This window comes from Siminovitchia sp. FSL H7-0308, assembly GCF_037980985.1.
GTDB lineage: Bacteria > Bacillota > Bacilli > Bacillales > Bacillaceae_C > Siminovitchia > Siminovitchia thermophila.
The window spans coordinates 3777095-3798136 of sequence record NZ_CP150282.1; the positions used below are offsets into that span (position 1 = coordinate 3777095).

A 21042-nucleotide genomic window follows, 5' to 3' on the forward strand; every position below is an offset into this window, starting at 1 on the left:
TTGGCTCTAATCTCTATTAAAACTTTCTTTTTAAAAAGTAATAGACTTTTGATATCCAATCAATTTTCTCGAAACTATAGATTTTCATCTCTTTAATCTTAGAAATATTTTTTTCTATCCAAACATTAAACAATCTTTCACTTATAAAGCCAAAGATCCTTTTTTGATAGTCGTCATAACTTGTTATATCTATGCGTTTTTCCAATTCAAAGAGAATATCAAAAAGCCATCGACAATAACTATCGAAACTTTCTTTTTTCATAACAAACATATTATACAGATGTAGACTCTTATCTTTCATTACATGATTAAAGCTCTCGATGTATTCTGGATACTGTTCAACTAAAATCTTTTTTGTTTCTTCTAAATCATCGATATGATGAGCGTTTTTATAATGTGACCATACTGTTTCGATAAAGTAATTTCTTTTCTTTGGTAAAATGATGTCGTATTCAGATAATAATGCCTTGACTTCATTCTCTTTAAGAATTAACTCGAACTTCTTTTTATCCGAAAGTCGTTTTAATAAATTTGCACTTGTAAAATACCTTCTATAATGTGAAAGTCCAATATACTTACAATCAAGATTTTTCCATGCCCAATATAGTGCTGTTAATTCACAGTAGTTTTGGTTTTTATAAGAGATGTGGTCTCCTGTATTATCTCCTATAAAACCTAAATCTTCCTTACCCTCTTTACCTACATGGATGGGTAAATAAATGTCGCTAATAGGCATATCATATTTCTTATGTGTAGCAACAAGAATCTTTATATCACTCATTTATTAAATTCCTCTTTAACTTTAGTCAACGCTGCCCCAATAACCTGATGCATATCATAATATTTATAGTTGGCCAATCTGCCACCAAAAATCACATTTTCTTCTTGATCGGCCAATTCCTTATATTTCCTAAATAGCTGATTATTCTTTTCATTATTGATCGGATAGTATGGCTCATCACCCTTTTTCCATTCTTTTGGATATTCTCTTGTGATAACCGTTTTATCCTGTGTTCCAAATTCAAAGTGTTTATGCTCTATTACCCTTGTATAAGGCGTCTGGCTATCTGTATAGTTTACCACGGCGTTACCTTGATAATTATCAGTTTCTAATATCTTATTTTCAAACTTTAAACTTCTATACTCTAAAACCCCAAACTTAAAATTATAAAACTCATCTACCATGCCAGTATATACAATTTTGTTTGCTTCTTTCTCTAATTGCTCTCTTTCTGCAAAAAAGTCTGTTTCTAATTGAACGTCGCAATTCTCCAGCATTCTTTCTATTATGACATTATATCCACCAATTGGTATTCCTTGATATCTATCATTAAAGTAGTTATTGTCGTATGTAAACCTTACAGGTAGTCTCTTAATAATAAATGCAGGAAGTTCCGTTGCAGGCCTTCCCCATTGCTTTTCTGTATATCCCTTTATCAATTTTTCATAAATATCTGTACCAACTAAAGAAATTGCTTGTTCTTCTAAATTTCTGGGCTTTGTGATCCCTGCTTCTCTTTTTTGTTCTTCAATTTTTTCTTTAGCTTCTTTAGGTGTCACCACTCCCCACAATTTGTTAAATGTATTCATATTAAATGGCAAATTGTAAATTTCACCGTTATAATTAGCAATTGGTGAGTTAGTATATCTATTAAATTCAACAAATTGGTTCACATAATCCCAAATTTCTTTGTTGTTAGTATGAAAAATATGTGCTCCATACTTATGAACGTTAATATCTTCTATTTTTTCAGTATAGATATTTCCTCCTATATGGTCTCGTTTATCGATAACTAAACACTTTTTCCCTCTTCTAGAAGCTTCATGAGCAAAAACAGACCCAAACAGTCCCGCCCCTACTATTAAATAATCATACATAGAACAAATGCCTCCCAAAATCAAAAACCACTGGTCTCGTTGGATGCCTTAACGACTTAATGCCTAATAAGCACCTTTTTTTAAAATGACTATCCATATGGTTAAAATTAATATTTTTATATCAAATATTAAAGACTGGTTATAAACATAATGTAATTCCAAATTTACTCTTTCGGGATATCCAACACTGCTTCTTCCACATACCTGCCAATATCCCGTAATTCCTGGCTTTACAGATAAAAAATCACTAGCTTTATTATTATATTCTCTTAATTCTTCTTGAACAACCGGTCGCGGACCCACTAAGCTCATATCTCCTTTTAATACATTAATTAACTGAGGTAACTCATCCAAACTAGTTCTTCTTAAAAACCTGCCAAGCTTTGTTATTCTTGGGTCTTCTTCCGGCTCTAATTTATAGTTGTTTTTTATATACTTTTGATAAAGCTCCTTATTTTGCTTGAGCTTGTCATCGGCGTTTACTACCATTGACCTAAACTTATAAATATTAAAAAGTTCCCCACTTTTTCCATACCTTTTTTGCTTAAAGAAGATAGGGCCTTTTGCTTCACCAAATAAATACATTATGCTAACAATTAAAAATAAAGGAAATGATAACAATAGTCCTATTATAGCACCTGCAATATCAATCAAGCGCTTAATAAATAAGTACCCCTGTGATACAGAGGTACTGGTTTCATCAATTATGACTTGGGGAATATAGGAAGATGAGCTGAAGTTTGGGTCGTTTTTACTCATTTTTTCACCTCGTAACAAACATCCCATTTAACTTGTCTTTTAAATAAGTAGTTAGCTCTTCTTTAATATCTTCATTTTGAAGAGCAAATTCTAAAGTTGTTTTGACAAACCCCAACTTTTCCCCGACATCATATCGTTTCCCTTCAAAATCATAAGCAAAAACCCTTTGAATTTTGTTAAGCTGCTGAATGGCATCGGTTAATTGAATTTCTCCACCAGCACCTTTTTCTTGCTTTTCAAGAAACATAAAGATTTCAGGTGTTAATACATAACGACCCATGATGGCCAAATTGGATGGTGCTGTTCCTGGTTTCGGTTTTTCAATAAAATTACTTACTTGATATAGACGCCCAGATTGGTTAATTGGATCGATAATACCATAACGGTGTGTAACATCTTCTGAAACTTGCTGAACCCCGATAACAGAGGAGGATGTTTCTTCATACTGATCAATTAATTGGCGCAAACATGGTATCTTGCTTTGAACTATGTCATCACCGAGCAAGACTGCAAAAGGTTCATTTCCAATGAAACTGCGAGCACACCAAACAGCGTGACCCAATCCCTTCGGTTCTTTTTGGCGTATATAATGAATATCGGCCAAGTTGGAAGAGAATCTTACCTTCTCTAACAGGTCGTATTTTTCTTTTTCAATCAAGTTTTGTTCCAATTCGAAAGCATGGTCAAAATGGTCTTCGATTGCTCGCTTGCCTTTTCCGGTCACTATAATAATATCTTCGATGCCGGAAGCAACTGCTTCTTCTACAATATATTGAATAGTTGGTTTGTCGACAATTGGCAACATTTCCTTTGGCATCGCTTTTGTTGCTGGAAGAAACCTCGTTCCCAACCCTGCAGCGGGAATAATCGCTTTTCTTACTTGTTTCAATTCGCAGACAGTCCTTTCAGAAAAAATAAATATCTAATGAAAGCGCACACATTGACTTATGCCCTTTCATTAGACATTTAACATTTACATTTTCTTAACAAAAGATATATAAAGATGTGGGCATCTAACCCACCCTCACACCATGCCCCTGACGACGGGCGTCTAAGGCAGAGCTATACTCGTACCCACGGCATGGCCGAGTGCCTCCATTGATAACGGAAAGGAGACATCACCGAATAATCCTGTTAGGTTACTGTGCTAAAGGTCTAAAAAAGGCCAAATATCCTTTTCTTCCTAACCCTTTCTGGAATCTCGCGAAAAATGTCTTTACCATCCACGATTAGTTCCGAATTATCCATCAACATAAAAAGGATATCCGAGCCAAATTTGGCATTGATCACTTCAAGGGCTTCCTCCATTTTAAAAGCTCTTGTCGTTGTGTTATGCGCGTCAGAAGCGATAAAATGTGTCAAATTTGCTTGAATCAGATCTTCGGTAAATTTTTGGATTTTTTTCCCAAAGTAGCCGACAACGCTTGCTGCCGTTACTTGAGTCGCTGCGCCGTTTTTTACAAACTGATACAATTTGTCCGGCTGCTGAATCAGCTCCGCATTTCTTTCTGGATGGACAATGACCGGTGTTACACCTTTCATTTGCAGGTCAAACAACAGTTGTTCTGTATAGCGGGGAACATTTCCGGAAGGAAATTCGACAAACACATAAGTCGATACTTCCGCAAGTGTCAGAATCTCCCCTTTTTCGTAGTCTTCAACCATTTCGCCATATATTCTCGTTTCTTGCCCGGGCAAAATCTCCACTTTTACCTGCTCGGACTGTAAGTAATCATTTAACTCTTTTGTTCTATGAATGATCTCGTCTTTATAATTATCGTAACTTCCATTTCGGTGATGCGGAGTAGCGATGATCTTTTTAATCCCCTCTTTGGCTGCGGCCTTGGCCATTTCCAAACTTTCCGTAAAGTCCGCAGCCCCATCATCTATTCCTGGTAATATATGACAATGTATATCTATTATTTGGCTCACCCCTTATAAAATAGATATAATCATCTTAAGTTTATATTACTGATGCATGATTTCCAAGTAAATACGCAGATTTACCGAATGCTATTTCGTTCCATAGTAGTAATAATTATCGTTTTTATCCATTTTTTTATTATTTAATACAACACCTAGAATTTTTGCTTGTGCTGCTTCCAGCAGATCTTTCGTTTTCTGAGCCGACTCCGTTTCCGTTTTGCCGCTAGAAATGACAAGGATCGTGCCATCGCATTGATTCGACAAAATTTGAGCATCCGTCACCGCCAATACGGGAGGCGTATCGAACATAACCAAATCGTATTCGTTTAAAGCTTCTTCAAAAAACTGCTTCATTCCGCGTGAACTCAATAGTTCTGCCGGATTGGGCGGTATGGGACCAGATGTAAGTACGAAAAGCAGTTCTTCAGATGTGGATTTTACGGCCTCTTGCAACTCCATTTGCCGCGCCAACACATTCGTCAATCCGAAAGTATTCGTTACACCAAATGTATAATGGACGGTCGGCTTTCTCATATCAGCATCCACAAGCAATATACGTTTCCCCTGCTGGGCAAAAACGATGGCCAAATTAGCCACTGTCGTAGACTTCCCTTCTCCCGGGCCGGAAGAAGTAACCATCAAGGAGCGAATTTCGTCATCGATCGAAGAAAACAAAATATTCGTCCGAATTGTCCGGTATTGCTCAGAGACCGGTGACTTTGGATTTAAACTTGTAATGAGCTGTCTTCTGGCCGGTTTCCCAGCCTTTTTCTTATTTAAAGCCAACGGTTTCACTCCTTAACCTCGTATTTCTCGTTGATCTCGAGGGTCTTTTCATGTCTTGTTCCTCAAAAGTGGCTATGGCTCCCAAGACAGGAAGGCCCAATAACTGCTCTACATCCTGCTCCGTCTTTACCGTGTTGTCCAAATATTCTAGGAGGAAGGCGATTCCTACTCCCGCCATCAGGCCAACGACTAAGGCAATAGCAATATTAAGCAAAGGCTTAGGCTTAACTGGTGTTGGATTCTCGCTTACTTCAGCAGTTGTAAGAATACTGACGTTGTCTACATTCATAATACTGGCTATTTCTTTTTGAAAAACAGTTGCAATCTTATTGGCAATTTCCGCTGCGTTGTTCGGATCGGGATCTTCCACAGTTACATTTACAACCTGCGAGTCTTTCTCACTTTCAACGGTTATTTTTTCATTCAGTTGACTCACCGTCATTTGCAAATCCAAATCGTTTATAACATCTTCCAATATTGCCGGGCTTTTGATAATGACGTTATATGTATTAATTAATTGTAAATTGGTTTGAATTTCTGCGGGATTGTATACAGGCTGGTCGCTTTTTGCCTGGTTAACAAGTAATTGTGTCGAAGATTGGTAGATGGGCGTCATAACAAAATAACTGACAGCTCCACTTAGTACGACGGCCGTTAACGTGACAAGCACGATGAGATTTATCCGCTTTCGCAGTGTTGCCATCAGTTCCTTTAAGCTTATAGTTTCTTCCATAGTTTCCTCCTGGTTAAATCTGTTATATGATATATGTAAATAGTAAAGTTTTTTGTCTAAATTCACAACTATATACGATTATATGTCGTATAATGTAAAAATGCTAGGGCATATTTTGGAAAATCTTACTATTTTTTGTAGGGGGCTTAGTATGAGAAGGTTTTTTACTTTTATAGCAGTTATCATATCCATTATATTTTTATTTGCAGGGCATACATATTGGAAACATAAGACCACTTCCATAAATGTTGAGAAAACGTCCGTAAAGGACGCAGCGTCGTCTACTTCAAAAGAAAAAAAGCAAGCTGGAGAAAGCAAGACCGATGAAGAAAAACTAGCAAAAGCTGCGAACTGGCCAGAGAATACCCAAGCCGCTTTTGAAAAAGCCATGTTGAACAAACAACCATTGAAATTGGCTATTGTCGGCTCGAAAGCACTGGGCGAGGAAGCAAATGGCTGGTCTGTTCAACTGCAAGATGTATTGGCTGATACATATGGGGATACCCTTGATGTGGAAATTTTCCAACATGAAGAGCAGTCCGATCAATTTATAGCTTCCGGCCATGACAAAGAAGTCGCCAAATTCCAACCTGATATCGTTTTATTTGAACCATTCACATTAAATGATAATGGAAGCGTTAAAGCAGAAGATAGCCATGAAAACATTCGCTCCTTTATATCCGCTGTTCAAAAGGAAAAGGAAGGGGCTGTCGTTATCTTGCAGCCACCGCACCCGATCCATAACGCCACATACTATCCATTGGAAGTAGAGGCGTTGGAAAAGTTCGCCGGGGATAACAACTTGCCATTTTTGAATCACTGGGCCAAATGGCCAGCTGTGGAAAATGAACAATTGCGCTCCTATTTATTGGAGGATCAAAGCGCTCCAAATGAAAAAGGACATGAAATATGGTTTACATACTTGAAGGAATATTTTATCGCAGATGCATAGGAAAGGGAAAGCCGGGCAGATAAATTCTGACCGGCTTTTCCACATGTACGGGAACAATGGCTTGCACCTTCTGCCCACAGTCTCTTACAAAAAGGGATTGCCTTCCACTCAGATCCATCAGAAGCTTTTTATATGCTCCTTGTTGCTTTCATTGTCCCAATTGCATTTTGTTCTGCCCTTTTTCCGTTGTTCCCCATCTCCTCCGTTGGATGGCGTCGGTAATTTCTTCTAGATTTAATAGATCGATCAAATACCACATTCGCGTCAATTTTTTTCATAACGGAAATCTTAACTGGAATTCCCGCAGCCATATATTCAAACATTTTTGTGGGCAGAGTCTGAGTAATGTATTCTGATTCTGGATGAAGCACGATTTGTCCTGCTTGACTCCTTTTCTATCCAGGATAAACCATGTTTCGATCCGCCGTAGACTCACTCTTCCATTATCCATCGGAGCTTGTATCCGCATGAGTTGTCTATCGCTGCATAACATACAACATTTCCTTTTTCAAGCCACGAAGGGTTACTTTCAATTCATCCAATTTGGGAAAATAATTAGCATTGGCTCAAAGTTTTATAAAAACAATCGTGGATATGTGGTGATCGCGGCCACAATTAAGTCGATTTTTTAGCACTCTATTTTGAAACAAGCTTTGGATTTCCCGGTCATTTACCTTGAAACGGTGGCTTAAAAAGTTATTTGCGATGTTCCCAGACAAATTTTGATTAAAGACGGGCTGTAGAAGCATAACCCGCAGAAAATTCAGCTATTTTCTCCTGATCATGGTCAGAAGCGGTTTGTAGTTTTCGCCCACAAGACCAAGGGCTTCCGCAAAAATTTGCAAGGCAATGATCAAGATGCAAAGGATGACGATGGACAGCCAGGCGGTGGCCATGGAAAAAATAATTCCTGCCAGGCTGAATAGAGCCGCTATCGCATAGATCAGAAGCACTGCTTGCCGGTGGGAAAACCCTATTAGCAGCAGGCAATGGTGTAAGTGAGCTTTGTCAGGGGCGGCAATTGGTTTTTTATGAAGAATACGTCTAATAATGGCAAATAGCGTGTCAGAAATGGGCACACCCAACATGATGATCGGAATTATGAAGGAGATAAAGGTAACGCTTTTAAATCCGAGAAGGGAGAGAACAGCGATCATGTAGCCGAGAAACAAGGCGCCGGTGTCTCCCATGAACATTTTAGCCGGATAAAAATTGTACACGAGAAAGCCGAGGGTGCTGCCAATACATATCAATCCAAGAACGAGTACAAAAAAATCACCATGAAGGAATGCCATGAAGGTGATGGCTGAAAAAGCAATGGCCGATACGCCAGCAGCCAACCCGTCCAACCCGTCGATCAAATTGATGGCGTTTGTGATACCGACCACCCACAACAGAGTGATCGGAACACTAACAAAGCCGAGCACGAACTGCCCTCCAAACGGAATGTTCAATTCGGTGATCACCAATCCGCCATAAATGACAACGCCGCCTGCCGCGATCTGCCCAAGGAGTTTCATATGTGGAGGTAATTGTAGCATGTCGTCAAGGATGCCAGTCATGACAATGATGACTCCCCCAACCACGATCGTGAACACACGCTGGTCGAATGGCAAAACGAGAATGACACCTGCCAAAAAACTGGCGAAGATGGCAAGACCGCCCAAAAGCGGCATCGGCTTTTGATGAATTTTTCGCTGATTCGGCTGATCGATAGCTCCCCAATAATAGGCCAATCGTTTCACGGCCGGAGTCAAAGCGATCGAGATGATAAAACAAATCAACGGCACTACATATATCACTGGAACCTTCCTCCTCCACCTTATCATGTGTAGCTATGAGGTGAAGTACCACAAGTTTTATCATGTAAATGATGGGAGATTATACTTGTGGCAAAAGGAATTCCTTCTGTCGTTCCATGGCCTTCTCTTTGTACATTTCCTTTTCTTCCCGTGACATTTTTTTAAAATCGTTTAAAAATGTTTCGTATTTCGGGATCATTTCATCCACGGCGCCAAAACCTTTCACCATCCCGTATTCGAGCCAAAGAATTTTTTCGCAAAACTGTCTCATCTGTCCGAGTGAATGGCTAACGAAGATGAGCGTTTTTCCCCTTTTTTTAAATTCCTTCATTTTATCGAGGCTTTTTTCAGCAAACGCCCTGTCTCCAACGGAAAGTGCCTCGTCAATGAGTAAAATATCGGGATCGATATGGACAGAGATGGAAAATCCGAGACGGGATCTCATACCGCTTGAATATGACTTCACGGGTTGATCGATGAATTTTCCCAACTCCGAGAAATCGATGATTTCCGGTTCCAATGCTTTAATTTCTTCTTTCGAAAAACCGAGCATGAGCAGCTTTAATTCAATGTTGTCCCGCCCGGACAAGTCTCCTTTGAGTCCTGCCGCTACTGCGATCAATGCCGCCTGTCCGCTTAATTCCACCGTACCCGACGTTTCGGGAACAATCCCGGCGACGATGTTCGCCAACGTTGATTTCCCTGATCCGTTCATGCCCATAAACCCGACGGATTCGCCTTTTTCAACTTCAAAACTGACATTGGCCAATGCATAGAAATCCTCGCCATAATCTTTGGGAAAAATCAAATCAAACAGACGCTCTTTCGTTCCATTGTACAATTTATATTTTTTAGTGACGTTTCTGGCGATAATTGCTTTTTCCATTTCATCACGACCTGTTATAAGTAATCAATAAAATGTCTTCTGAATTTCATATGCAGCTTTGCGCCAAATAGGAGCAATATAATGGCGACCGCCCAGAAATAAAGCGAATATCTCCAGTGTTCGGCAAAATACCAGCCCGTTCCAAACAGTGCGGCCCGATATCCTTCAATTAAATAATATAGTGGATTGATTTTCATAATGGTCGGAAGCGGGTCTTCTAAAATGGTGACTTGCCATAAAACAGGCGACAAATATAGAAGCATTCTCAATGTCGCGTTCAGCAGCATATGTACATCGCGAATGATCGTCGACAACGTGGACGTAATCAACGAAATGGCGAATACCAAGAAAAAAGTCGCGAAAATAAAGTAAAAGATTTGCAAGAAATAAATCGTCACAAGATAGCCGGATACTTGAAATATCAGGATTGTAATGCCAAGTAATATCAAGTGCGTGTAAAACTGCGAGAAAATGACGATGTTCGGTATAACGCTCATCGGAAAATTCATTTTTGACAGTATGAGCAAACGTGTATAAATAGATTTTGACCCTTGAATGACGGCTTGATAAAAAAAGGTCCATAATACAAAACCGCCCAGCAACCAATAGATAAAGGGCACTTCAAACCCGGGAACCACTTCGATATTCGCCCGTTGGCGGATACTCCCGAAAACGAACCAGTATATCAAAATTTGAATGACCGGGCTGATCACTTCCCACGCCATCCCAAGGTAGTTGCTTTTATTTTTGCTTTTTAATTCATAAAGGGACAGCCTCCGGATCAAATAGAAATGCCCGATTTGCTCTTTCAAGACGTTCCATGCAGATTTCATGAAAAAAACCCTTTCACAGCGGGCGTACGTTGAACACTTCATTGACGACCCGTTCACTGGCATTCCCTTTATCCAAATAACAAAATTTGTCATAAAAAGCTTGCAATGTGTTAGCGTCGACTTGATATTTCATGCTCTTAATTTCGTGAATTAGGTCATCAGTCGTTTTAACCAAGGGACCCGGGGCCTCTTTTTCAAAATCAAAATAAAAGCCGCGTAATTTGTCCCGGTAATCTTCAATGTCATACACGAAAAAAATCATCGGCCGCTTTAAGTTGGCAAAATCAAAAAAGACGGAAGAATAATCGGTAACAAGGATGTCCGAAATGAGATACAGGTCACGAATATCTTCATGTTGGGAAAAATCGTACATAAATCCTTCATAGCCTGACAGATCAAGATGTTCCGCAACAAGATAATGGAGCCGGAATATGATGATATATTCATCGGCAAGCTCCCTTTTTAAGGCTGCAAAATCAAGCTGAATGTCAAATTTATACCGGCCTTTGCCGTAGTACTGATTATCCCGCCATGTCGGGGCATATAAAATGACCTTTTTCTCCATTGGCAAGCCGCATGACTTCTTGATTTCCGCGATTTTTTTAGTATTGTTGTTATGGATTAAAAAATCGTTCCGGGGATAGCCCGCTTCAATCATTTTTTTTCCAAAAAGAAATGTCCGCTTAAAAATCTCCGTCGAGTATGCATTCGGTGAAATTAAAACATCCCATTTTCCGGATTCTCTTACAAAGTTTCGCTTATATTTATTCGTGTTTGTCCCCGGCATGTGCACCTCTTCCATGTCAAGTCCGAGCTTTTTTAACGGCGTGCCATGCCATGTTTGGACATAAATGGTTTTCGGGGATTTGGTCATCCAAAGCGGAAATCGGCAATTCGTCACCCAATATTTCGCTCTGGTCACCGTAAAAAGCCATTCAAGAGAAAAGCGCCTGACATATGGGATACCGTGTTTGTCAAATTTCTCCGTACAACGCTTATCAACACTCCACACCATTTTATATCCCGAATGATGGTCTCTTAAAAATTCATAAATAGCCCTTGGATTACAGCTGTACTGCTTTCCCAAAAAACTTTCAAACACAATGAGGTTCTTGTTTTTCGGCAATATTAAGGCCAACCATCTAAACGTCTTTTTGTATATTTTTAAAAGCTTTTTTTTAAGTTTTTTACTCATCACCATCACCGTGCTCCATTTGGAATGCCATATTGAAAAGTATGTCCAATGAATCGGGTAATAAACCGGGGAGAACTTATAAAATGAGGGTGTAAAGCTCATAATACGGTTAACTGATACGCTTATGGGAGGATTACCATGTTTTCATTCCTGACTCGCATGTATGCCACTTTTACAAATGGAAGATCGCGGTTTGAGTATAATCCTGAAGGTTATTACGTCCATCCAGCCAACCGGAACAGGGAATTTAAAGTTTCGGTCGTCATGCCTGTATATAACGCGGAAAAAACACTGCGAAAAACAATTGATTCCGTTATCCGGCAAACGATCGGCTTTGAAAATATCGAATTTTTGATACTGGATGATAAGTCAACAGACAATTCGCGGCCGATCATTATGGAGTACGCCCGTTCTTATTCAAATATCGTTCCCGTTTTTTTTAAAAGCAATAACGGTTCTCCTGCGAAGCCGAGAAATGTCGGAATTGATTTGGCAAAAGGCAAGTATCTCATGTTTATTGATTCAGATGACTGGCTCAGTAAAAACGGAATTGAAGTCCTACACCAATTGTTAGAAAAAACGGGAGATCCTTACGGGATTGGAAGAACGATTAAAGTGGAAGATAATAAGTTTGTCATCACTGGAGAGTACAACAGTTGCGAGTATCGAGAATCGATAAATCCCTGCACGATTCCCCATATTTTTCAGCATTTGGGGCCGACGGCGAGAATGATGAGAACGGAATTTTTAAGACAACACAACTGCCGTTTTCCGCATATGAGGTTTGCGGAAGATAAACAATTTTTCATTGATGTTTTAACCAACTGTCCGAACATATCGACTACAAAAGAGGTTATTTATTACGTCAATCGTTATCGGGACAATAAAAGCCTCGTTTCCAAAACATCTATTTTTGAAAAAACGGATACGAACTTGGAAGTCATTCGGAATGTCATCAAGAAACAGTTGCCGGAAAACATTGAGCGGATGGTTTTGAACCGTTTATACGAATTTGATTGCATCACCAGGCTGTTCAACCGCCACCACTTCTTGCGATCCCTTCGAAAAGACAAGTATTACAAGAAATTTGCGGAGGTGTTGGAAACGACGAAAGGGCTGCGGTACGACTTTACCGAAAATTTTTTCGAACCTTGGCATAAAGTGCTCGTTGATCTTTTCAAGCAAAATCGCTATGACGACATTGTCAGATTAATTGAGTGGAGCCTGAAAGATACGACAAAAGAAACAGTCATTAGGCAAGGATTGCCATACTACCGACTGCCCCTTGATGAGCCGTACCAATGGGCCCGAATCAGAATGCTCGCACTGTACCATGACCAAGTCAAGGAAGCTGATCGTTTTTTATTACGAGTCAAGATTTACGGTGACTATATGGACAAACTACATTCATTTGTCATTCGCCAGCGTCATAACGAATTGAATGAAATCGAGTTGCCCATTCGCCATGCGGGCGGAGAGCTGTATGAAATTGAAATTCCATTTGAGCGCCTGGCCGAACTCTCTTCCGCGAGCCACTTCATGTTCATTCGCTACTGTGACTATCAAAAATTGCCGATCAAAATGAACGCGCGCCGAATTTTTGATTACGATAAGCGGCAAATTGATTTTTATACAACAATCGGGGATAACATTGGAGTGAATATCAAGTAGAGTTGAAAATGAGGGCAGACACGTTTGCCGGAAGTCAAAAAATTCGCGTTCCAGAAGGCGTAACAACTGGAATTGCAGAAGAGTTCCCAACAGGTTACAGGGTACCGAAGATATCTAATATAGTGGGGGGTGTCCAAAGCTTTTTGGACACCTGTTTTCTTTATGCTGTATAACCGGGAAGATACGTCCAAATACCCGCTTGAAAGAGGGAATTGAATATCACTTCGGATTAGTTGGAAACAGCCCACCCTTTTGATAGAACCTAAAAATGAGCCTGACCTTTTGAAGGAATGGAAATTTTTAACACAAGAAAAAGCAATTCGGAGAATTACCCTCCTAAATGAGACTCCACCATTTCTTACAAATACTGCTGAAATATTGTGATATAATGGATAGTATGTAAAAGTGCAGACTTAAAAACAGGAATGGCGAACCAGTTAGCCAAACCCGTGACAGGAAACAATCCAATCATGATCTTCCGCAACAAGAGTTGTGGATTGCTTTCCTAACCTGTCTAAAACAACCAAGTTTTTCCAAAACTAGACGAATTCATAAACTGGAAGTAATGCTTGCATGGTTCAACCAAAGGACAACTGTTATAATGACTAGATTTGTAGTAACCTGCACCCTAAAGACGCTCCTTTCTTTAGGTTTAGGTATTTAGATTTGCGGAAACTCATTGAAACCAAAGGACGGAGCTTTTTTTATTTAGCAGCTTAATATTACTGTCACAATTTCAGCTTATACAATCTTCGCCAAACATCTTCAAAAATAGACTTCAGTATGCTATTCTTTTGTAGAATATTAAAATGGTGCCGATGATTTGCAAAATCGCACGAAACGATTTTGCAAACAACTGAAGAGTGCGCTGCATTCATCACTACCGGTACAAGTTGTCCTTCATATTAGACAACCATTTGAGCTGTTAATTTAATTCGAAAAGAGGTACCTGTGCATGGAACAAACCAGGTTAATAAAAAAGAAGAAAAAAAGAAAGAAACTTAAAATATTTGTCTTTTTCATAATTTTACTTTTAGTAGGGGCACCTTTAACATATGGCGGCTACTTATTTTTTACAATTAAAAATGCTGCCGGGAAGTCATATACCGAACTTGAACGCGAAAAATCAGAATATAGGATAGAAGATGTAAAATTAGGTAAAGACCCTGTATCCATTCTAATCATCGGTGTGGAGGATTATTTAGAAGACGGTCCTGGCCGCTCGGATGCCTTATTGTTAGTCACACTGAATCCAGAGACGAAAGAAGTGGCCACTTTAAGCATTCCAAGGGATACAAGGACCTACATTAAAACAGAAGGCAAAAAAGATAAAATCAACCATGCCTATGCATTTGGCGGAGTACAAGCAACTATACAAGCCGTCGAAGATTTATTTGAACTTCCTGTTGATTATTATATTGAGACAAATTTCAAAGGTTTTCAAGACATTGTCAATGAGCTGGGCGGCATAACGGTTGATGTTCCGTTTGATTTCCAACAACCAGGATTAAATGGAAATTATATTTCCTTTAAGGAAGGAAAAATGAATTTAAATGGAGATGAAGCTCTGGCGTTTGTACGGATGAGAAAAGAAGATCCGCGCGGTGATTTTGGACGGCAGGAAAGGCAACAGGTCGCACTTAGAGCCATTGCCGATAAAGCTCTTTCCATCAGCTCGTTGTCCAAAATTGATAATGCCATTAATGCAGTAGGTGACACCACAAAAACAAATATTTCATTAAACGAACTGCTTGGACTCAGAAATTTTTACAACGAGATTAAAAATCAAAAGATGAACACATTAAATCTTGAAGGCGAAGACACGATGATTAACGATGTTTATTATTTTGTTCCTCATACCGAATCGATTAATGAAGTAAGGAATGAATTAAGTCAGATCCTTGAAATAAAAGATAACGATGAAACCACTGAAGAAAGTACAAATGAATAAATGAGCAAAACGAAAGGCTGCACCGTAAGGGTATGTTATCCCTTTTTGGTGCAGCCTTCTACTTTTTATTTATATACGGGTATATCATAGATCAAGCTGTACGTATCCAATAAATTATATAGTTGCTTCATGCGGAATACTTGCTTTACAGCCCAGCCAATGTCAGTTGCATATTGGTGCCACGACTGCACCGGATTCCAGCGCATTTTGTAAAGTGTATCCTGCTTAAATGTTTTATTATGGATATATTCATTAGAAATGAATTTGGCTCCACCTATAATGGCGGCTTCAGGCGTAAACCATCCACTGTCATACGCAAACTTTGCACCGCACGTTACAGGGCATCGATCACTCGCACCAACTCCGTACATATTATAAACCTTTTTGCCATTGTACATGACACCATTTGCTAACGTCGATGTACCGTTCCCCGTTTCCAATAATGAGTGGGAAATTAAATAAACATCATTGATTTTGTGTATTCTTGCAGCTTCAATAAATGCAGATGCTTTTCCGCTTAATATGCCTTTACCAGCTAAAATTTTATTATTTACTTCTGCGGCATTAAGTCCGGCAGACTCTGATAGAACTAGAAATTGAAAATAAGCATCTGAATCTCTGCTGAAGTTATTCGGATTTAAATAATACGCGACATCACTTGGACTTGCGTTTTTCCACATCCAATCATATTCAATTTCATACCAGATTGGATTATTTCGATCATTCGAGCGGACTGTTCTCAGAATTTTAACTTGTTGTCCTTTTGGAAGTTGTCCGAGTACCCAATATGATGGGGATGGGCCACCCCTTACATGTAATGAGTCCGCGATCACTCGATTATATTGATCAATATATTTGGCACTAACAAATGCATTATACTTTTTATCCGTTTGTGGGTTATGCTTCATTTGGATATTGAGCATCTCTTGCAAAGTAAGACCGTATGCTGTTTCTTTAAAACGGGGACCAAGGCTCACCCACGGAAGATAGACATAGCCAATTCGATTCCCAATAGATACCTCTAGCCAATTCTCAGATGTTTGCCTAATGATATGATAGGATTGATTTGGCTCTAATGAAGCAAACTCTACCATTGAACCCGAAGTATTATCATAAATGGGAACAGTCCTTGCGGTTCTAAATTGAACTTTGGAATTTCTTTTACCGGGATTGGCATTTTTAATAGAATTACCTTTACTTGGATAAACTAATTGGCTTCGGACATAGGCAAAACCATTTCCATATTGAAATCTAAGGAACCCTTTAGTTCTCCCCAAAATTCGGAATGCTTGTTCCTTTGACAATTTCCCAACAACCACATTCCTGCCTCGGTCATTTACGATAATATCCACATCGCTCCCCAAAGGCTGAAAATACTTGTCTGCACCTTTAAAGTAGATATGGGCATGTGGTTTATATATGTATCCAATTCTTCCGGCTAAGTTAACTTCTAGCCAATAATTAGATGAATCCCTGACAGTAATGTATTCTTGGTCAAGGTCAATACTCCCAAATTCTACTAATCTTCCGGAAGTATTGTCATACACAGGGATATTTCTTTTTGCTTTAATAGTCCATCCAGTATTAGAAAAAGGTGCTTTACTATGGTTTTTAATAGATTTGCCCTCACTTGCCGAAACATGGCCAGTTCGTACGTAAGCATATCCATTTCCATATTGAATTCGCACGAAGCCAGATATTTGTCCAAATGATTGATACTCTTGGTTTGATTTCAAATCCCCAACTTTTACTGATTTCCCGTTCCGATTCATATACACAGGAGTATTAGAATAATAAGGCTGAAAATACCGATCATTAGAATTCATTGGGACAATGACATGTGGCTTATAAATATAGCCGAGGCGCCCGCCGAAGATAACCTGAAACCAATTTTGAGATGTTTGCATAACGGTTGTATATGATTCATTTTGTTTTAGTTCACCAAAAGCAACTAATGAACCGCTGGTATTATCATATATAATAACCGGGTTTCGCTTTGTTTGAATCGCCCTGCCTTTACTTGCCGCGCCGCGATTTACATTCTTTATGGAAGAACCGTTACTTGGGACAATATCGGCAGATGTTCGAACATAAGCAACTTGCCCCCCAAAATGAATTCTCAGGAATCCCTCTATTTGGCCAACAATCACATATTCCTGCCCATTAACCAAGTTCCCAACATGGGTTGTTTTGCCGCCCCTGTTCACATATACAGGCACACTATTTCCGACAGCTTTAAAGTATTTTTGAAATTTTGGCGTCACTGTCGCTTTCGCTATAGGTAAATTTTTTGTAGGCGGTTGTATAGTCTCTTGTTTGGTATCAGGCTGCTTAATGGGATCTTCCTTTACAGAATCGGGTGCATCTGATGATGGTGATTTATTGGAATCACCAGGTGTCCCTTCGTCATCATTCCCAGCTTCATCTTCAGGGCCGGGAGTTTTAACAGGAGCCTTTTCCGAGATTTCTTCTTCGGGAACGTCCTCTTCACTGGCCGGGTCATTTTCATTACCTGATGGTTCATTTTCTTTTTCCGTTTCATTCGCCTCATCGGATACCGAATCTTTAGCAGCTTGAACCACCCTGTTGCCAATTACAAACTGGTACACATCTTCAGTTTCATTATGAATAGGATAGCTTTGTCCCGCCACCATTCGAGCTACTTCTACCCCAGGAGCATCTGCACTGTATACCGGCATTTGCTTTTCAAAAGTAACTGTCTTCGAATTCCCTTTTGAAGCAATTTGGCTGACAGCTTCGTGGGCGATGGATACTTGTCCACTCGTAACCTCGAGTAAACGATCCCCATATTGGACTAAATAACGATCTGTTTGTCCATCCTTTTTAGTCATAAAAAAGAGACTATTCTTCTTTAAAGTAGCTACAGGTTGGGCATTCTCATATAAGACTAAATCTTCATTTAACAAGTATAATTCAGCCTGTTCTTGCTCTGCTTTGGCAGAAGAAATGCCAAACATCAACAACCATAAAAACATTGCGACTGACAGCAACCACTTTCCCAGTTTAAGTGGACTAGCATGTATAGACATTTACCTCCTCCTTCCTGCAACTATTATACTATTGAAAGGAGTAAAGTAAAAGTAGAATCATAAAGCATTTGAACTATTCCATCAAAACATTATAACAACTTGAGATCTATTTATTTGTAACCGTTTCAATATAAATGCTTTCCATAGTGTCTACGTTCTTTTCCCAAGCATAATTCTCTAATACAAACTTTCTACCGGCAGCCCCCATCTGTTTGCGCAATGATTGATCATTAACAAGAATAAGGATTTTTTCCGCCAACTGTTCCACATGTTTCGGTTCTACGATAAAACCGGTAACCTCATCTATTACAACTTCCGGCAATCCCCCCACATTTGAGACAACAACAGGAGTTTCACAAGCAGATGCCTCAATTACTGCCACACCAAAGCTTTCACTAAGACTCGGTGCACAAAAAACATCCATGCGGTTCAACCACAATGGTACTTGATCATTTGGAACAGCCCCAACAAATTCAACGTGCTTTTGTATTCCTTTTTTTCCTACCATTTGTTCTAATGCTTCCCTCTCGCTCCCATCACCTACAAACAAAAGCTTAAGGTTTATTGTATTGTTCTCATCATTGTTTCCTATGTCGGTTAAGACCTTCGCAAATGCTTCAATTAAATATTTAGCTCCATAAATAGGCTCCAAAAGTTTTATCATACCGATTGTTATACTGTTATCTAGGCTTTCCTTCTGTTCGTAACGTTTAAATTTTGTCGTATCAACCCCAAATGGTGTTACCCTGATATCAGTTTCCGGCTTGAAAAACTTCTCTGTTTGGGTTTTCATACTATAACTCGTTGAAAGGATTTGATCAGCACTCTGTAAATTCCTTTTCAAGGTTTTCTCTTTGAATCGACTTTGATAAGGAAACTCAAAAACATCGCTCCCCCACACCGACAAGATCATTGGATGAAAGTTGATTAACCGTCCCAAAGTCCCATATCCACTTGCATAGTGAACATGAAATAGATCCGGCTTTATTTTGTCTAACAGCCTTTTCCCTTGCAATGCGTTCAAATAATATCCTACAGGTGCGTGGAACAACAATTTATGAACTTTGATCTTGGGATGCAATGCTTTTATATCAAGTGTATGTATTGTCAATAAATGAACTTCATATTTTTTTGCAGCAAAAGCATTTACCCATTTGATTGTATGAATGGAATTGGCCGGCGCCAAAAAACATATTCTCATGTTTATGTCTCCCTTTAGCTTTCCTTTAAAAAACGATAAAAAAACAATAAATAGTAGGACATGCCTATTATTTATTGTTTTTTTACTTATATTTTTCAGAGCTTATAATAGTTGTCCATTTTTTCTTGTTTACTCATTGCATTCCTAGTATCAAATATTGCTTTGCTTGACCGGGCTACTAAATCGTAATCAAAGGCACTATGATCCGTCAGAATTAGAGTTAAATCCGCACTTTGGATTGCTTTTTCAGTGAGAGGAACCGTTTCAACTACTTGATGATCAAGTTTAAAACTTGCTACATGTGGGTCAATTGAAATCACTTCGGCCCCTCTTTGCTTCAACATGGAAATGATGGAAAGGGATGGCGATTCTCTTACATCATCAATATCTTTCTTATACGAAACACCAAGAACTGCTACGGTTGAACCCTTTAATGCCTTTCCAAACTCATTTAATATTTCCAAGCATTTATGCACGACAAATTCAGGCATTGAATTATTGATTTCACCCGCTAATTCAATCAATCTTGTATGATAATTGTACTCCCGCGCCTTCCAGGTTAAGTAAAATGGATCGATTGGTATACAATGGCCGCCAAGGCCAGGACCGGGATAAAATGCCATAAAACCATACGGTTTTGTTTTTGCAGCATTAATCACTTCCCAAACATCAATATCCATCTTATCACATAAAATAGCCATTTCATTTGCCAATGCGATATTGATATGCCTGAATGTGTTTTCGAATATTTTTTCCATCTCTGCAACAGCGGGGCTTGAGACTTCATGAACTTCCCCATCCAGTACAGCCCGATAAAGCGCTGAAGCTACTGCTGTACAATTTGAGGTAATCCCTCCAACAACTTTGGGAGTGTTTTTTGTATTATAAAGCTTGTTACCCGGATCGACACGTTCCGGTGAATAGGCGACAAATACGTTTTCTCCGACGACAAGCCCATTAGCTTCTAAAACCGGGCTAATAATTTCTTCCGTTGTTCCGGGATATGTGGTCGATTCCAGTACAACGAGCATGCCTTCATGTGCATATTTTGCTATTTCCTTGCTTGATTGGCGTACATAAGACGTATCGGGTTGCATATGCCGATCTAACGGTGTTGGAACACAGATGGCTACAGCATCTACTTCCTGAATACGTTGATAATCAGTTGTTGCTTCCAATCTTCCCAACTTCACCATTTTTGACAAATCTTCATCCACGACATCGCCAATATAGTTATGACCTTCATTCACAAGGTTTACACGACTTTCTTGTATATCAAAGCCAATGACTTTAAAACCAGCCTTCGCTTTTTCAACAGCTAACGGCAATCCTACATAACCAAGTCCAACGACACCAATAATGGCCTCTTTCAATTCAATCTTCTTTAATAAAGTATTTACAATGGTCAAAATTGACCTC

Annotated in this window: 17 protein-coding genes and 1 pseudogene; 3 read left to right on the plus strand and 15 right to left on the minus strand. The window is 39.2% G+C overall.

Annotated features, from left to right (window positions below; translation table 11 throughout):
* Positions 1–16: 16 nt before the first annotated feature.
* The 7 genes from MHB50_RS17720 to MHB50_RS17750 all read right to left on the minus strand — a co-directional run bounded on the left by MHB50_RS17720 (position 17) and on the right by MHB50_RS17750 (position 6082).
* On the minus strand, positions 17–781 hold the full coding sequence (locus MHB50_RS17720) for a DUF4422 domain-containing protein (RefSeq protein WP_340084364.1): 765 nt from the start codon (positions 779–781) through the stop codon (positions 17–19).
* Positions 778–1878: a UDP-galactopyranose mutase gene (glf, locus tag MHB50_RS17725; RefSeq protein ID WP_340084365.1), complete on the minus strand. Its 1101-nt coding sequence runs from the start codon at positions 1876–1878 to the stop codon at positions 778–780. Before glf ends, MHB50_RS17720 begins: the two co-directional genes overlap by 4 nt.
* A gap of 63 nt (positions 1879–1941) precedes the next feature.
* Positions 1942–2637, minus strand: coding sequence for a sugar transferase (locus MHB50_RS17730; protein ID WP_340084366.1), 696 nt, complete (start codon positions 2635–2637; stop codon positions 1942–1944).
* 4 nt (positions 2638–2641) lie between these two features.
* Complete coding sequence (gene galU / locus MHB50_RS17735; protein ID WP_340084367.1) at positions 2642–3526, minus strand: UTP--glucose-1-phosphate uridylyltransferase GalU; 885 nt, start codon at positions 3524–3526, stop codon at positions 2642–2644.
* 266 nt (positions 3527–3792) lie between these two features.
* The gene (locus tag MHB50_RS17740) at positions 3793–4560 is read right to left on the minus strand and encodes a CpsB/CapC family capsule biosynthesis tyrosine phosphatase (protein WP_339165506.1); all 768 of its coding nucleotides are present in this window, start codon (positions 4558–4560) and stop codon (positions 3793–3795) included.
* A gap of 90 nt (positions 4561–4650) precedes the next feature.
* A complete protein-coding gene (locus tag MHB50_RS17745; protein WP_339165032.1) occupies positions 4651–5349 on the minus strand; it encodes a CpsD/CapB family tyrosine-protein kinase in 699 nt (232 codons plus the stop codon).
* Entirely contained in the window at positions 5336–6082 is a 747-nt protein-coding gene (locus MHB50_RS17750) for a YveK family protein (RefSeq protein WP_339165034.1), read from the minus strand. Before MHB50_RS17750 ends, MHB50_RS17745 begins: the two co-directional genes overlap by 14 nt.
* 151 nt (positions 6083–6233) lie before the next feature.
* On the opposite strand from MHB50_RS17750, the gene MHB50_RS17755 reads away from it, so the two are divergent.
* Positions 6234–7034 carry an SGNH/GDSL hydrolase family protein gene (locus MHB50_RS17755; protein WP_340084369.1) on the plus strand — a complete coding sequence of 267 codons (801 nt, stop codon included), beginning with the start codon at positions 6234–6236 and terminating at the stop codon, positions 7032–7034.
* Positions 7035–7162: 128 nt separating this feature from the next.
* Here the strand turns inward: MHB50_RS17755 and MHB50_RS17760 are convergent, their stop codons facing one another.
* The 5 genes and pseudogenes from MHB50_RS17760 to MHB50_RS17780 all read right to left on the minus strand — a co-directional run.
* Positions 7163–7405: a hypothetical protein gene (locus MHB50_RS17760; protein WP_340084370.1), complete on the minus strand. Its 243-nt coding sequence runs from the start codon at positions 7403–7405 to the stop codon at positions 7163–7165.
* Positions 7406–7801: 396 nt separating this feature from the next.
* A complete protein-coding gene (locus tag MHB50_RS17765; protein ID WP_083717781.1) occupies positions 7802–8836 on the minus strand; it encodes an MraY family glycosyltransferase in 1035 nt (344 codons plus the stop codon).
* Between the two features lie 79 nt (positions 8837–8915).
* Positions 8916–9722, minus strand: a complete 807-nt coding sequence (tagH, locus tag MHB50_RS17770; protein ID WP_340084373.1) for a teichoic acids export ABC transporter ATP-binding subunit TagH — start codon at positions 9720–9722, stop codon at positions 8916–8918.
* Between the two features lie 14 nt (positions 9723–9736).
* Complete coding sequence (locus MHB50_RS17775; RefSeq protein WP_340084374.1) at positions 9737–10555, minus strand: ABC transporter permease; 819 nt, start codon at positions 10553–10555, stop codon at positions 9737–9739.
* Between the two features lie 13 nt (positions 10556–10568).
* Positions 10569–11660: pseudogene (locus MHB50_RS17780) on the minus strand (CDP-glycerol glycerophosphotransferase family protein); the annotation flags it as partial.
* A gap of 228 nt (positions 11661–11888) precedes the next feature.
* On the opposite strand from MHB50_RS17780, the gene MHB50_RS17785 reads away from it, so the two are divergent.
* Positions 11889–13421 (plus strand): glycosyltransferase, encoded by a 1533-nt coding sequence (locus tag MHB50_RS17785; protein ID WP_339165043.1) that lies wholly within the window; start codon positions 11889–11891, stop codon positions 13419–13421.
* 955 nt (positions 13422–14376) lie between these two features.
* Positions 14377–15372: an LCP family protein gene (locus tag MHB50_RS17790; protein WP_340084375.1), complete on the plus strand. Its 996-nt coding sequence runs from the start codon at positions 14377–14379 to the stop codon at positions 15370–15372.
* A 65-nt stretch (positions 15373–15437) separates the two neighbouring features.
* On the opposite strand, the gene MHB50_RS17795 is transcribed toward MHB50_RS17790, so the two are convergent.
* The 3 genes from MHB50_RS17795 to MHB50_RS17805 form a co-directional block, all read right to left on the minus strand.
* Positions 15438–18422, minus strand: a complete 2985-nt coding sequence (locus tag MHB50_RS17795) for an SH3 domain-containing protein (protein ID WP_340084376.1) — start codon at positions 18420–18422, stop codon at positions 15438–15440.
* Positions 18423–18528: 106 nt separating this feature from the next.
* Positions 18529–19623 carry a glycosyltransferase gene (locus MHB50_RS17800; protein WP_340084377.1) on the minus strand — a complete coding sequence of 365 codons (1095 nt, stop codon included), beginning with the start codon at positions 19621–19623 and terminating at the stop codon, positions 18529–18531.
* 95 nt (positions 19624–19718) lie between these two features.
* The gene (locus MHB50_RS17805) at positions 19719–21032 is read right to left on the minus strand and encodes a nucleotide sugar dehydrogenase (RefSeq protein ID WP_077114438.1); all 1314 of its coding nucleotides are present in this window, start codon (positions 21030–21032) and stop codon (positions 19719–19721) included.
* Positions 21033–21042: the final 10 nt, after the last annotated feature.

Bases quoted from the DNA above. Each gene is read 5' to 3' on its own strand.
- tagH (WP_340084373.1), bottom strand. From the start codon at position 9,722: ATGGAAAAAGCAATTATCGCCAGAAACGTCACTAAAAAATATAAATTG.
- MHB50_RS17750 (WP_339165034.1), bottom strand. From the start codon at position 6,082: ATGGAAGAAACTATAAGCTTAAAGGAACTGATGGCAACACTGCGAAAG.
- MHB50_RS17785 (WP_339165043.1), top strand. From the start codon at position 11,889: ATGTTTTCATTCCTGACTCGCATGTATGCCACTTTTACAAATGGAAGA.
- glf (WP_340084365.1), bottom strand. From the start codon at position 1,878: ATGTATGATTATTTAATAGTAGGGGCGGGACTGTTTGGGTCTGTTTTT.
- MHB50_RS17730 (WP_340084366.1), bottom strand. From the start codon at position 2,637: ATGAGTAAAAACGACCCAAACTTCAGCTCATCTTCCTATATTCCCCAA.
- MHB50_RS17720 (WP_340084364.1), bottom strand. From the start codon at position 781: ATGAGTGATATAAAGATTCTTGTTGCTACACATAAGAAATATGATATG.
- MHB50_RS17775 (WP_340084374.1), bottom strand. From the start codon at position 10,555: ATGAAATCTGCATGGAACGTCTTGAAAGAGCAAATCGGGCATTTCTAT.
- MHB50_RS17800 (WP_340084377.1), bottom strand. From the start codon at position 19,623: ATGAGAATATGTTTTTTGGCGCCGGCCAATTCCATTCATACAATCAAA.
- MHB50_RS17755 (WP_340084369.1), top strand. From the start codon at position 6,234: ATGAGAAGGTTTTTTACTTTTATAGCAGTTATCATATCCATTATATTT.
- MHB50_RS17790 (WP_340084375.1), top strand. From the start codon at position 14,377: ATGGAACAAACCAGGTTAATAAAAAAGAAGAAAAAAAGAAAGAAACTT.
- MHB50_RS17795 (WP_340084376.1), bottom strand. From the start codon at position 18,422: ATGTCTATACATGCTAGTCCACTTAAACTGGGAAAGTGGTTGCTGTCA.